The following is a 13,477-nucleotide window of genomic DNA, read 5'->3' as shown; positions in this document are numbered from 1 at the left end:
AATTTCATCGCTATATAATGCTACAATTCATAATAATAACTTTATACTTACAAATAATCTACTAAGTCATTGATACCCTTCAATATATACTGTTCCTTTATCATTGTATAGCTTTCTCTGACAAATGTCATAAATTTGTTCTTTAAATAGCACATTTTTCTCAATTAAATTATGACAAATTTTAGACAATATATTGCATTTATTATTTAAGGAGGAATAAAATATGAATATTTACATGACGACAGGAACTCCACAATTTTTGGAAAAATTGCATCAAAAGTATGAAAACGAAAATATGTATATCTTGTATGGCATAAACGAAACGCTTTTACTACATGAAACTGAAAGAAAAACCGTCTTTCAAACACCGAGGAAATATGAAGTGGTAGATGGATTAAATGAACTACAACAAGCAGGTTTCTTTACTTTTTACCATATCCCAGTTTCTGATGAAGGACGACCTGTCTTTGAAAAAAACATTTTACAGCGATTGGGCGGAATGAAAGTTCAAACTGGATTAATGGCTTATCGAATACTACGCCCAAAAAAATCTGAGACATATATAATTCTCTTCCAATGGACAAATAAACGTGCTTATGACATATGGAAAAAATACGATCCATTCGCTTATGAACTCGAACATTTTTCCGTAGGAGTAAAAAAAGACAATATTTTTAATGCTGCAACATACATTACAACTTATTCTGGCGCAAAACAAAAAAATAATGAAGAAAGCTGACTCAAGTATTGAGTCAGCTTTTTACATTAAATCGATAATTGTTCCTATACGATGTTCTAATGCTTTATAGTAGACGCCTTTTGCAACTGCAAGGTCGTAGTAGGATGCACCAACCGATTTGAAAAAAGTGATTTCATCCTCACTTTCCCTCGGAGCAATTTTCCCACTCACTAATAATTCCAGTTCGCCATGCACATCTTCAAAGGACCATTCACCACTATTATTCGCATCAATTAATTCACCTGCTTCTTCCATAATCCCTTCAAGATCATCCACTACTATTTTGGAAGCTCGTAAAATGGTTGTACGATCGATTTCACACATATGAGGTAAGTAAGATCCGACTCCGTTAATGTGGACACCAGATTTCAAATATTTCCCATTAAACACTGGTGTCGTTGAATTTGTCGCACAACAAATAATTTCTGACTTCGAAACTGCCTCATTCACATCATCTACTAGTTCAATGGATGCAGTTACACCATGCCCTACTAATTGTTGTTTAAATTGAAACGCTTTTTCCTTTGAACGATTAAACAATAAAATTTTCTCAATCTTCCTTACTGCCATTACGCCTAGCGCTTGCTCAAAAGCCATGCGACCTGTACCTACGATTGTCAACACCTTCGCATCTTGTTTCGCAAGTTTCTTTGTTGCTAATCCTGTCATCGCCCCGGTGCGAAGCCTCGTCAAATAAGAAGCATTCATAACTGCCAAATGCTCTCCGTTTTCCGTGCTAGTTAAAACAATAATCCCTTGCGTTGTCGGTAGCCCCTTTGCTGAATTGTTCGGGAAAATTGTTACTACTTTAACACTGGCAACGTGATGTTCCAAATCTGCACTCGGCATATATAAAGAAGAAGCATTTTTTTCCGGAAATTCAAGCACTGTTCTGATTGGTGCCAACACTTTATTTTCTTGCTTTGCTATTAGCATTTCTTCCACATCTTTTAATGCATCTTCCATTTTATAGATGCTTTTAATCTGTTTTTCATTTAATAGAATCAATGACCACACGCTCCATTTTTACTAAACACTTTGCAATTCTTTCTTTTTCACTTCTTTACCTTTAAATTCATCCAATTCTTGATTATTCTTATCTTTCACTGTTAATACAGCAATAAAAGAGATGACCGCTGTCAAGATGATATATAACGCAACAGGAACGTAAGAATTATTAAATTCAACTAGCAGCCATGTTGCAATCAACGGCGCTGTTCCTCCAGCCAAGGCAGCCCCAATTTGATATCCTAATGAAACCCCAGTATAACGAACTTTTGCATCGAATATTTCAGAAAACATTGTTCCCAGCACAGAAGTAATCGGAGCCCAAATAATTCCCAATCCAAGCACTGTAGCAATTAGGAGTGTCGCAAATGTTCTTTGTTCGAGCAACCAAAAATAAGGAAACGCATATAAAATCATTCCGATTGTTCCCGTAATATAAACTTTTTTTCTACCAATTTTATCAGATAAGCTACCCATATACGGCATTAAAATTGTTGTAATAATTGTAGCAATCATGATGGATATTAACACTTGTGAACTTTTAAATCCTAAGTTGTTCGTACCATAGGAAACAATAAATGTAGAGAAAATGTAAAATGGTGCAGTTTCTACAACTTTTCCACTTACAGCAATAATAACCTCTTTCCACTGCGTTTTAAAAATTTCTATGAAAGGCAACTTCGGAATTTCTCCGGATTCTTGTACTTTTTTAAAGGAAGGCGTTTCATCTAATCCTTTACGAATCCAAAGACCAAAGATTACTAATAAAGCACTTAAAATAAATGGAATACGCCATCCCCAAGCAACGAAACTTTCAGGCGAAACAATAGAAGTAATAAAAGATAACGCTCCCGAACCTAAAAACATCCCAATTGTGACACCCATTTGTGGGAAGGCACCGTAAAAGCCCCGTCTTTCTTTTGGAGCATATTCAACAGCAAGTAATACGGCTCCTCCCCATTCTCCTCCAATCCCAAGTCCTTGAACTAATCGTAAAACAATTAATATGATTGGAGCCGCTATGCCAATTGCTTGATATGTAGGTAATAATCCCATTAATACTGTCGCTATCCCCATAATTGATAATGTTAAGACGAGTGTACGTTTTCTTCCGATTTTATCTCCAATATATCCAAAGATGATTCCTCCAAATGGACGGATGAAGAATGCAAGCGCAAGAGATGCATAAGACGCAAGCAACCCTACCGTCGGATCGTCGGTTACAAAGAACACTTGATTGAATACAAGTCCCGCTACCGTTCCATAAAGGAAGTAGTCGAACCATTCAATTGAACTTCCTACTAAACTTGCAATCCAAACTTTCGTCATAACATTTTTGCTTGTACTCATGTTAGTCCCTCCTATTGAATATATAAAAATTGAAGTGTCACTTAAATTTATGCAAGAAATCATACATTCATTCGAATTTTCTATGAAAAATTTAGGTATTAGTTCTATTATTTTTTAGGGGGATGTTTATTTATGATGATTGGGGAAAAGCTTCGAAAAATCCGAAAAATGAAGAAGATGACTTTAAAAGATTTGTCTGAAAAGACGGGGGTTTCAATTAGTTTTTTATCTCAAGTAGAAAGAAATAAATGCAGTGTTACTTTAGAATCGTTAAGAAAAATTAGCGATGCGTTAAATGTCAATCCAAGCTTGTTCTTCTCTGATACAAATTATCAAGCAAAATCTTTTCCGTTTTTTTACAAAGACTTGTCCAACAATGTTCAAGGGGCTTCATTTCACCCGATCTTAGCGACACTAAAGCCAAAGGAAAACAAAGGAAATGAATTTTCCCATTACGGCCATGAGTTTATTTATGTGTTATCTGGAGTTTTAACGGTTTCTCTCGAAGGAAACGTTTTTGAATTAAGAAATGGGGAATCCATTATGTTCGAATCTAGCCGTAATCATTATTGGTGGAATGATGGAGAAGAGGATGTGCAGTTTCTTCTAGTATCTACTTTGTAAGAATGTAAATTATTTGTTCATTTCATTTTGTAGGATATTCATGAATACAAATTGGAAAAAACTCTCTCTTTTTTGTTTCAACAATAAAAACAGTAAACGATTATCATGTTGTAATTTGTACTTTCTGGATTCTCCATAATAGAACTCAAGAATAAAAGCGCATTGGAAAACACTTATGAAATCCAATACGCTTATATAGCAGATGTATAATCCAACTTAAACATGCACAACCGGATCTTTTGACAAGTTAAACGTCAACTCGTTCATCACAATGATAATAATTGCTGGAACAAAGAAATATGGCTGTCCAATGGCACAAAGCATTACTAGCATCCCTTGAACAATCATAAAGATACGCAATAGCTTTTGAACAGCTTTCTTTCGTTGATTCTCTTTTATTGGAAAAAGCATATCCATACGAAAATCAGAAGAAGACAATAACGCATATTTTAACTGAATGGTCGTAGCAAAACTTAATGCCCCTGCAACAATCCATAATACAACCGGAATATCGATCGTCAACGCGACAATCACTAAAATGGCTGTTAACCGCACCCATAAATAAAAATGGTCATTCGTTCTTACAAAAGTACGGAAAACTAAATAACTTTGAGTACTTTCCTTATTAAATAGAACAAATTTATAAATGATATCCAACCATGCTCTGCGTTTTATTGCACCGCGAATATGAGGAACATCTGTAAAGTAGTTCGCAAATCGGTAAAAGGCCATCATGCGATTTTGTTCCAATTTTACAAAATGTTCGTAAGGAATTGGTTGAACGAATACTTTCTTTTTTAACGACTGATTGTACACTATAAGCAACAATATATATAGGAAAGCCCACCAAAAATGAATCGATAGAATGGCTTGCACCGCTAAAATTGATACCGCCATTCTTGCTATGCGATCAAAAGCGATGAAATTCCCTCGATTGACATAGCGATAATGGAATTCAGTTTGAACATTAATATATTTCAGTATGATGATAAACAGCAACCCAAGCCAAATACGCAATGATTCTAATTCCGTAACTGCATTCAATAAAGGAATCGCGATAAGATAGCAAATTGCAGATAGGAAAACTTGTGACCAAAAAGTCCAATTCAATGCTTTTCGGAAATAGATGGGCATCTGTTTTTCTAATGGCAATAAATATACTTGGTCTGGCTCTTTTAAAAGAGTGACTGGACGAGAAAATGCAACGATAATTCCTACCACTACAGCAACAAGCCATTCAGCTGGAAAATTGGGTGATACAACTTGCAACCACTGGCTATATTGAAACCCAAGCGCTCCAATGGCAAACACAATCACAATAGCCAAATGTCCAGTGAACACAAAACGCATATATTTTTGAACTTCAATCATATAGTGTTCGAAACGTTTGGACCATACTTCTGACAAATTACTCATTATGTTGCTCCTTCGTCATGGCAATATATAAATCATCTAACGTTGCATTGGGCATATTAAACGCTTTTCGTAAATCTTCCATCGTTCCCTGTGCACGAACTCGTCCTTCATGAAGGAAAATGATGCGGTCACAATGTTTCTCAGCCGTCGATAAAACGTGCGTAGACATTAAAACAGAAGCCCCTTCGTTTTTCCTTTCAGTCATTTGGTTAAGCAATGATTGAATCCCTAACGGATCGAGCCCAACAAATGGTTCATCAATTATATATAATGAAGGTTTTACTAAAAAGGCGCACATAATCATCACCTTTTGCTTCATTCCCTTTGAAAAATGAGATGGGAACCAATTGAGGCGCTTCTCCATCCGAAATTCTTCTAATAATTTTCCGGAACGTTCCTTTAAAGTATGCTGATCAATGCCGTATGCCATCGCTGTTAACTCCAAATGTTCTTTTAACGTAAGTTCATCATATAATACGGGCGTTTCGGGAATATAGGAAAAAGATGAACGATATGTTTCAATATCTTCATTTAACGTAACACCATTTAAACGGATTTCTCCTTTTTGTGGAAGAAGCGTCCCAATTATATGTTTAATAGTCGTACTTTTTCCAGCGCCATTTAAACCAATTAAGCCAACCAATTCCCCTTGTCCAATTGAAAAGTTCAAATCTTTAATGACGGGTTTTCTTGTATATCCACCTGTTACATCCTTTACTTCCAACATAGTTAACACTCCTATTCTTCCTACAGTTTATCAAAATTAGAAAATGTATTCATCTCATGAAATATGTTAAAATGTAGATAAATTTTGTATGAAAGGATTGGGTGAAATGAGCGACTGCATTTTCTGCAAAATTATTGAAGGTTCCATTCCATCAAATAAAGTATATGAAGATGAACATGTTTTAGCTTTCATGGACGTAGCGCCATTAACAAAAGGACATACTTTATTAATTCCAAAACAACACGTCAAAGACTTATTTGAAATGCCTGAAGATGTAGCACGAAATTTATATGCAGCTGCACCAAAAATTGCAAATGCCATTAAAAAAGCGTTTAATCCACAAGGAATGAATACATTGAACAACAACGGTGCCTTTGCTGGACAAACAGTATTCCATTATCACTTGCACTTCATTCCACGCTATGACGAAAACGATGGATATATAGTACGTTGGGAAACGAAAAAAGATGAGTTTACTCCTGACACATTAAAAGCAATTGCGGATGAAATTAAAGCAAATTTGAATAAGTAATGCTTTCTCAGACTGGCTCAAAACAATTCCACGAGTCAGTCTTTGTCATTTAAAAAAGTTGTTACTATCCTATTAAAATTGCTTGAAAATTATTTCTTTTAAGATTACAATCATACTATATATTTTCGCTAACGGCTTGAGGGCACGTTAGGAAAGTAGAGCATAGTTTAGTAGAGGAGAGATTTATTATGAAAACGAAAAATTTAGTGTTAATGGCCCTTTTAGTGGGGATCGGTACAGCTCTTTATTTAGTGATGCCACCAGTTCCAATCGGTGGTGGAATTAAGCCAGATTTAATGTTAACGATGATGTTTGTCGGGATTATTTTATTCCCTACTGTTCGAGATACTTTTATCCTTTCAGTAGTAACTGGTGTTCTTTCCGGTTTATTCTCATCAATTCCAGGATCACTCATTCCAAATATCATCGATAAATTTGCCACAGGTTTTATCTTTTTTGTTGTAGTACTTTTAGTAAATAAATTTGCAAAAAATGTTGTAGCTTACGGTATATTGATTGGATTAGGAACGTTGTTATCAGGAACTGTATTTTTATCAATGTTGCTATTATTAGTAGGCGAAATGCCAGCAGCTTTTGGCATTATGTTTGTAACGGGAGTAATTCCTGCAACGATTGCAAATATCATTGCATTTGCAATTATTTATCCTATTTTAAAAGGTTTGTTAATGCGTTCCAAATTCGAAACTTCTGTTACACAAGTATCATAATATTGGATATTTCGCTGTCTAAGTTTTACTTAGATAGCTTTTTTATTTTCTTTCATTTTGGTTTAATATGGATAAGTACAAGAATTAATATTTTAGACAATTTCTTTACATACTAATTACAAAAAAAGGGAGAGATTTTCAATGCGTGCAAAACCATTTTTCATCGGACTAACTGCTGGAGTCATCGCAGGAATTACGACTGCAATTTTCACAACTCCACAAACAGGCAATCAATTACGAATGAATATCGCGACTACTTCCAAAAATTTAAAAACAACTATGAGTCAATTAAATAATCAAATCAATGACATAAAAAATGGGATCTCCACTTTAACAAATGAAGTGAAAATTACTATTCCACAAATATTATTAGAAGTAAAAAATTCCATTTCACAATTTACCCAAGAAGTTCAACCGAGTTCGCAAAATTTAAAAGAAGAATTGAAACAATTGCAGAAAAGTCTAAGCGAAATCGAGAATAATATTTCACAAATCAAAAAAGGTTAAACTATACTCAGTATAATAATAACCATGACTTTATAACTAAACAACAATGTGTTTTTAGCACTTTTTTTCAAATATTATTAAAAAATAACATTTATTAATCACTTTTCATTTATTTATTTTTTCTAACTTTAAACTTTTTTCTTTTATTGCTATAATATTTTAAAATCCTATAATAAGAAGGTGAATCAAATTGTCTGTAGAATCTTATACGTTGAAAGAGGCTATGATTTATAGCCAACGAATCGCTCAACTTTCAAAGGCTTTGTGGAAAGCAGTCGAAAAAGACTGGCAACAATGGATTAAACCGTTTAATTTAAACATTAACGAACATCACATTTTATGGATTGCTTTCCATTTGCAAGGTGCATCAATTTCAGATGTTGCAAGGTTTGGGGTAATGCACGTATCAACTGCGTTCAACTTCTCAAAGAAATTAGAAGAGCGCGGGCTTCTTAAATTTTCAAAGCGCGATGATGACAAGCGCAATACGTATGTTGAACTCACTCCTGAGGGAGCAGAGCTAGTGATTCGTATGTATGATCATTACTTGGATACGGAACACTCTATTTTGGAAGGATCTCTAGCATTGAAAGAATTGTATGGTAGATTTCCAGAATTTTTAGACGTTATGGCAATTATTCGAAATATTTACGGGGAAGATTTTATCGAAATATTTGAGAGATCTTTCAAAAATTTTAAAGAATCTATAGAAGAAAAAGATACGCATGAAGTAGTTATTAAAAATGAAATATTAATGAATAAATAGCAATTGGGGATTATGGGGAGTGTATGAGGTACACTCTTTTTTCTTTTATCTGCAAAATTATTAGCATAATAATTCAGTTTGTTTTACAATTTTCTTAATTTCAGATTGAGGAGTATTGCAAATATGCATTGTTGGAAAACGATTAACATAAAAAGAGAATATGGTACATCTCGCCTAGTATTATATGCAATCATTATTTTTATTCTTGTTTTTTCTTTTTCATTTATTATCATCGGTGCAAACCGTCCATTAATATATGATGCTCATCATTTCCCATTATTTTTATTAGTTTGTTTACTTTTATACCCGCTGCATAAGCTAATTCATTATTACTCACTGTTTTCTTATCGCAAATCGGTTAAATTAAAATGGAGATTTGAGTTTAAACTGATTCCTATAGTTCAAATTCGAATTAAGAAAATGTTACCGAAAAAAAGATATATGTTTATTCTTTTAACTCCATTTATTATTGTAAATACTTTACTTATACTTGTAGCAATATTCCTTCCCTATTATTCACATTACGCTTGTTTACTACTCGGATATCATTGTGGTATTTGCTTAGTAGACATATTATATTTTATACATTTGGTGAAAGCACCAAAAAATGCTGTAATAGAGGAAACGCCTAAAGGTTATGAAATTCTAGTTCCTCCTAGTTTTTCAAACATTCCCAACAATTAAAACGATAAAATATTCAATTACTCACTTGTGGGATGGTACCACTTTTTGTTATTCTTAAATGAAGTGATAGAGGGGAGGAATAGACTTGCTACTGTTAATTGTAGTGCTATTCTCGGTATTTTATTTATTCCAAATTAACAAAATGACATATGCACTATGTATGCAAAAAGAAATACCTGAAGAAAAACAACCAAAAATTTTTAGCACAATTAATATATTAATAACGATTTTACTAATATCCTTTTATATTGAGGTGTATGTTGCTATCAATTTTTAATAAGAGGAGATGTAGGTTACAATTATTGTTCAATATAGATAAAAGAGCTAAAGGAATTCCTTTAGCTCCATTCACTGTAATCAATACATGTAAGCTGCACCAACAATGATTAATAAGATAAACAACACAACCAATAGCGCGAACCAGGAGCTACCTCCGTATCCACCACCATAACTTTGACCCATAACGACACCTCCTTTCTAATGCCTATATTATGCAGTAGGTAATGGGCTACTTAGGCAAACATATTAGTGCAACCATTTAGATTTTTATTCGTTTATGTTATAGTTACAATTGGATTTTAAAGACAGGGAGAGAAAGTATATTTATGAAGAAAACATTTTTAGCTATTGCATTAGCAACATCCGTATTTACATTATCTGCTTGCAACTCTGGTAATGAAGTAGTGGTTTCCACAAAATATGGCGACATCACAAAAGATGAATTCTATGATGAAATTAAACAATTAGCTGGTAGCATGTTATTAGAGCAAGTAGTGATTGAGCATGTTCTAGAAAATAATTATGAAGTAAAAGACGAAGAAGTAGAAGAGCGCTTCAATCAATACAAAGAGCAATTCGGAGATTCTTTCAAAGACGTTTTACAATCACAAGGATTAACGGAAGAGCAATTTAAATCAAATATCCGCTTTACTTTATTACAAGAAAAAGCTGAAAAGGATATCGAAGTAACAGATGAAGAAATTGAAAAGTATTATAACCAAGGAAAATATGAATTGCATGCTCGCCATATTTTAGTGGATGACGAAGCTACTGCTAAAGAAGTCCTTGAAAAGCTTAATAAAGGTGAAGACTTTGTTGAATTAGCAAAAGAATATTCTAAAGACTCTGCCAACGCTGAACAAGGCGGTGATTTAGGCTGGTTTACTGTTGGAACAATGGTAACAGAATTTAACGATGCTGCTTATGCATTAGAAGTAAATGAAATTAGCGAACCAGTTAAAACAGATTTCGGCTACCACATCATTCAACTTTTGGACAAACGTGAAGTTGAAGATTATGGTACTTTAGAAGAGAAAAAAGATGAAATTCGCCAAGAATTGATTGATATGAAAGGCGGATTTGCTACGAAATTAACAGAGTTAGTGAAAGAAGCGAAAATTGAAATTAAAGATAAAGACTTAAAAGATGCATTTTCACAAATTTTATTAACTGAAGAAGAAACTGATTCTAAAGATAAAGAATAAAAAAGATTATGAACTAAATACTTTGAAGGATTGTCTTTCTAAGTTAAAAATGGTGCTGGATTCATACCAGCACCATTTATTTTTACAAAAAGCGGCCGAATTCAGTAGCTTTCCACCATAATTAATATTTCAAAGAACATCATCCTGAATCAAGAAATACTCTCTTACGATAACATGTCAAACATTCCTTAAAAAAAGAAAACGAAGAAAACCATTGCTTTCTTCGTCCCCTCTTTTTCCCTGTTCATTATTTAGATTCTTCAAATTTCGGTTTATAAAATGAACGATTATCCAGCGCAAATATACGTTCCGTAAATTCTCCTGGCTTTGTTTTGTTTAATGCCCTCGTTAACATATTCATTTTCGCATCAATATTATCAATATAATGCAAAATTTCTGCCTCTTGAATCATCGGTTTTTTCGGGCTTCCCCACTCTTCCTTCCCATGATGAGAAAGAACGATATGTTGTAATACCATCACTTCTTCTCCTTCAATTCCTAATTCCTTTGCCGCTTGCCCGATTTCATCAACCATGATTGTAATATGACCTAGTAAATTTCCTTCTACCGTATATGTTGTTGATACGGGGCCGGACAATTCCTTCACTTTCCCTATATCATGCAATATAATTCCAGCATAAACTAAATCTTTATTTAATGTTGGATATAATTCACAAATTGCCTTCCCTAATCTCAACATATGCACGATATGATCTAATAATCCAGAAACATAATCATGGTGGTTTTTAGAGGCTGCGGGGAAAACAGTCAATTCCGATTGATATTTTTTCATTAGAAAACGGGTGATTCTAGAAATTTTGGGATTTTTAATTTCAAAGAAAAATTGGGTTAACTCTTCAAATAATTTTTCCTTTGGTGTTGCAGCAGAAGGAATTAAATCATTTATCTGTATCCCGTCTTCCGGTTTTGCTAGTCGAATTTGTTTTATGCGAAGTTGGTTTTTACCGCGATATTCATGGATTTCTCCACCGATTTTTACAATCACTTGCGGTTGGTACATTTTTTCATGCTCTTCATTCGTATCCCAAAGCTTTGCTTCGATATCGCCACTTTTATCTTGGAGAATGAGCGTCATGAAAGGCTTACCCACCGTTGTTACTCCCTTGGTTGCCTGTTTAATAAGCAAAAATTGATTCACTGCATCTCCTGGCTGGAGTTGAGTAATACCTGGCATATCCGACACTCCCTTTTCTTTCCCTTCATCGTTCAAATTTATCGTTCATTTTTCATTGTACCATTTGTTTAAACTTGATTCGATGTTAGAATTCATAAATTATAATTCTATAAACTTGCTTTATTTTTGTTGTATAATAAAATTGAATTTTCAAAAAAGGATGGGATGAAAATGGCAAATTTTTATTTCACGGCTTATGAAAAATCAGGGGAACTATTATTTAATGAAGTTTGGGAATTTGAAAATGAACAAGAAGCCATAATAGAAGGCCAAAAACGCATTGAAGAAAAAGGGGTTCAAGATAAAACGCATCGACTCGTAAACTCTTCAGGAAAAATCATTTTATTCCATGTATAAAAAAATTGAAGGTTGGCTTTTCACTATAAATAGCCAACCTCCAGTTAATTTTTTTTTGCTAAACAAGTTTTATTGCCCTATAAATTGAGGGGTACGCTTTTCAACAAAGGCTTTAATACCTTCCAAATGGTCTTTCGTATTCCTCATCTTTATTTGTGCTTCCAGCTCTTTTGCCAGCACTTTATTTAATTCAGAAATGCGCTCAGTATGATAAATTTGTTTTGTCTCAAGCATCGCTAAAATAGGAGAAGATAAAATTTTCTCTGTATATTGTTGCACGTATTTTTGCGCTTCTCCATCCTTTACAACGGCATCCACTAATCCAAGGTTTAATGCTTCTTCTCCATTCATTACTTTGCCTTCCCAAATAATTTGCTTTGCCTTTGCTACTCCAACTCGTTCCTTCATAAAGAAATGCCCACCACCATCTGGGATGAGGCCAATTCCTATGAAATTCATAGCTAACTTGCTATTTTCTTCAGCAATGACATAATCTGATGCAATGGCAAGGCTGAATCCAAGACCTGCTGCAGCACCATGTACTTGAGCTATCGTAATCATTGGCAATTGATAGAAAGCAAGCATCATTCGGGAAATCGAATCCATGATATCATGAAACTCTTGCAATTGCTCTGATTGAAGCATCATTTTAATGTCTCCTCCAGCAGAGAATGCTCGCCCTTCCCCTTTAATAACTAATATTTGAATATCCTTTTCGCCTTGTAACTGTTCAAAGCAATCCGCCAGTTCTTTTAACATTACTTCATTCATTGCATTCATCGCTTGTGGACGCTTCAATGTGAGCACAGCAAGACGATCATTACGACTTAATTCAATTGTTTCGTATGCCATTTCTTCCACCCCTTAATTTTGATGTACAATTATTACTTCTACTTAGATGGAAAAAATTCCTTTCAAACATAGACAATCAAATTTTAGCAACAATAAATGTATATTCATCAATTAAAAAATCTTTATACATAAAATAACAATAAAAACACGAATATTAACAACAAACTACAAATATAACGTTCGTTAATTAACAAAAAATTTAAGCGTTTTCATTAAAATTTTTTAATCATTTTAGGAAATTAGTTGACATTAATGAACAATCAGTTTATTATGGAAACACATTAATAAGAGTCAAAATATTATGACGGAGACATGCTCTTACGTTCAGATTCTCAGAGAGCTGATGGTTGGTGCAAATCAGTGTTTCTGGCGTTTGTAGTTCCACTCCTGAATAGAATGGCTGAACAAATAAGTAAGCCAATTCCGGTTAATGCACGTTACGCATCACTTGAGGTTGCTTGAATTAGGCAACGAAAAAGGGTGGCACCGCGTGAAGTTGATATGACAG

At 33.9% G+C, this 13,477-nt stretch carries 17 protein-coding genes and 1 other annotated feature (1 of these 18 running past the window's edge); of the genes, 10 read left to right on the top strand and 7 right to left on the bottom strand.

Translation table 11 applies throughout. The features are described from left to right. The first annotated feature begins 223 nt into the window (after nt 1–223). Nucleotides 224–739 carry an antibiotic biosynthesis monooxygenase family protein gene (locus NSU17_RS11930; RefSeq protein ID WP_340705099.1) on the top strand — a complete coding sequence of 172 codons (516 nt, stop codon included), beginning with the start codon at nt 224–226 and terminating at the stop codon, nt 737–739. A gap of 21 nt (nt 740–760) precedes the next feature. Here NSU17_RS11930 and NSU17_RS11925 read toward each other — a convergent pair whose 3' ends face one another. Together NSU17_RS11925 and NSU17_RS11920 are read right to left on the bottom strand one after the other, a co-directional pair. After that, the gene (locus tag NSU17_RS11925) at nt 761–1,747 is read right to left on the bottom strand and encodes an ornithine cyclodeaminase family protein (RefSeq protein WP_340705098.1); all 987 of its coding nucleotides are present in this window, start codon (nt 1,745–1,747) and stop codon (nt 761–763) included. Between the two features lie 21 nt (nt 1,748–1,768). Then, the gene (locus tag NSU17_RS11920) at nt 1,769–3,097 is read right to left on the bottom strand and encodes an MFS transporter (RefSeq protein ID WP_340705097.1); all 1,329 of its coding nucleotides are present in this window, start codon (nt 3,095–3,097) and stop codon (nt 1,769–1,771) included. A 132-nt stretch (nt 3,098–3,229) separates the two neighbouring features. Between NSU17_RS11920 and NSU17_RS11915 the strand changes: the two genes are divergently transcribed. Continuing rightward, complete coding sequence (locus NSU17_RS11915) at nt 3,230–3,721, top strand: helix-turn-helix domain-containing protein (protein ID WP_096551939.1); 492 nt, start codon at nt 3,230–3,232, stop codon at nt 3,719–3,721. Between the two features lie 216 nt (nt 3,722–3,937). Here the strand turns inward: NSU17_RS11915 and NSU17_RS11910 are convergent, their stop codons facing one another. Further along, a complete protein-coding gene (locus tag NSU17_RS11910) occupies nt 3,938–5,137 on the bottom strand; it encodes an ABC transporter permease (protein WP_340705096.1) in 1,200 nt (399 codons plus the stop codon). After that, the gene (locus NSU17_RS11905; RefSeq protein ID WP_016838144.1) at nt 5,130–5,864 is read right to left on the bottom strand and encodes an ABC transporter ATP-binding protein; all 735 of its coding nucleotides are present in this window, start codon (nt 5,862–5,864) and stop codon (nt 5,130–5,132) included. The genes NSU17_RS11910 and NSU17_RS11905 overlap by 8 nt, the downstream gene beginning before the upstream one ends. Before the next feature lie 106 nt (nt 5,865–5,970). On the opposite strand from NSU17_RS11905, the gene NSU17_RS11900 reads away from it, so the two are divergent. From NSU17_RS11900 to NSU17_RS11875, 6 genes are all read left to right on the top strand, one after another. Further along, nucleotides 5,971–6,396: an HIT family protein gene (locus tag NSU17_RS11900; RefSeq protein WP_026019060.1), complete on the top strand. Its 426-nt coding sequence runs from the start codon at nt 5,971–5,973 to the stop codon at nt 6,394–6,396. Between the two features lie 188 nt (nt 6,397–6,584). Further along, nucleotides 6,585–7,124 carry a tryptophan transporter gene (locus NSU17_RS11895; RefSeq protein ID WP_016838146.1) on the top strand — a complete coding sequence of 180 codons (540 nt, stop codon included), beginning with the start codon at nt 6,585–6,587 and terminating at the stop codon, nt 7,122–7,124. Between the two features lie 141 nt (nt 7,125–7,265). Next, nucleotides 7,266–7,631, top strand: coding sequence for a YtxH domain-containing protein (locus NSU17_RS11890; protein ID WP_340705095.1), 366 nt, complete (start codon nt 7,266–7,268; stop codon nt 7,629–7,631). Between the two features lie 184 nt (nt 7,632–7,815). Further along, on the top strand, nt 7,816–8,397 hold the full coding sequence (locus NSU17_RS11885; protein ID WP_184656237.1) for an HTH-type transcriptional regulator Hpr: 582 nt from the start codon (nt 7,816–7,818) through the stop codon (nt 8,395–8,397). Nucleotides 8,398–8,520: 123 nt separating this feature from the next. Beyond that, entirely contained in the window at nt 8,521–9,081 is a 561-nt protein-coding gene (locus NSU17_RS11880) for a DUF3267 domain-containing protein (protein WP_340705094.1), read from the top strand. A gap of 85 nt (nt 9,082–9,166) precedes the next feature. Next, the gene (locus tag NSU17_RS11875) at nt 9,167–9,358 is read left to right on the top strand and encodes a hypothetical protein (RefSeq protein WP_096551951.1); all 192 of its coding nucleotides are present in this window, start codon (nt 9,167–9,169) and stop codon (nt 9,356–9,358) included. A gap of 80 nt (nt 9,359–9,438) precedes the next feature. Here NSU17_RS11875 and NSU17_RS11870 read toward each other — a convergent pair whose 3' ends face one another. Further along, nucleotides 9,439–9,543: a YjcZ family sporulation protein gene (locus NSU17_RS11870; RefSeq protein ID WP_096551953.1), complete on the bottom strand. Its 105-nt coding sequence runs from the start codon at nt 9,541–9,543 to the stop codon at nt 9,439–9,441. A gap of 143 nt (nt 9,544–9,686) precedes the next feature. On the opposite strand from NSU17_RS11870, the gene NSU17_RS11865 reads away from it, so the two are divergent. Continuing rightward, nucleotides 9,687–10,565, top strand: a complete 879-nt coding sequence (locus NSU17_RS11865; RefSeq protein WP_096551955.1) for a peptidylprolyl isomerase — start codon at nt 9,687–9,689, stop codon at nt 10,563–10,565. A gap of 247 nt (nt 10,566–10,812) precedes the next feature. On the opposite strand, the gene yhaM is transcribed toward NSU17_RS11865, so the two are convergent. Continuing rightward, entirely contained in the window at nt 10,813–11,760 is a 948-nt protein-coding gene (gene yhaM / locus NSU17_RS11860) for a 3'-5' exoribonuclease YhaM (RefSeq protein ID WP_340705093.1), read from the bottom strand. A gap of 171 nt (nt 11,761–11,931) precedes the next feature. Here yhaM and NSU17_RS11855 point away from each other — a divergent pair, with 171 nt between their 5' ends. Next, the gene (locus tag NSU17_RS11855; RefSeq protein WP_016838154.1) at nt 11,932–12,117 is read left to right on the top strand and encodes a YhzD family protein; all 186 of its coding nucleotides are present in this window, start codon (nt 11,932–11,934) and stop codon (nt 12,115–12,117) included. 69 nt (nt 12,118–12,186) lie between these two features. Here NSU17_RS11855 and NSU17_RS11850 read toward each other — a convergent pair whose 3' ends face one another. Continuing rightward, the gene (locus NSU17_RS11850) at nt 12,187–12,969 is read right to left on the bottom strand and encodes an enoyl-CoA hydratase (protein WP_340705092.1); all 783 of its coding nucleotides are present in this window, start codon (nt 12,967–12,969) and stop codon (nt 12,187–12,189) included. Nucleotides 12,970–13,261: 292 nt separating this feature from the next. Beyond that, nucleotides 13,262–13,477 (top strand) — a binding site (T-box leader) (it continues 15 nt past the right edge of the window).

The organism is Ureibacillus sp. FSL K6-2830, from assembly GCF_038004145.1.
Taxonomy (GTDB): domain Bacteria; phylum Bacillota; class Bacilli; order Bacillales_A; family Planococcaceae; genus Ureibacillus; species Ureibacillus thermosphaericus.
Note: the sequence above shows the minus strand (reverse complement) of the source record. Positions and strands in the feature narration are given on the sequence as shown.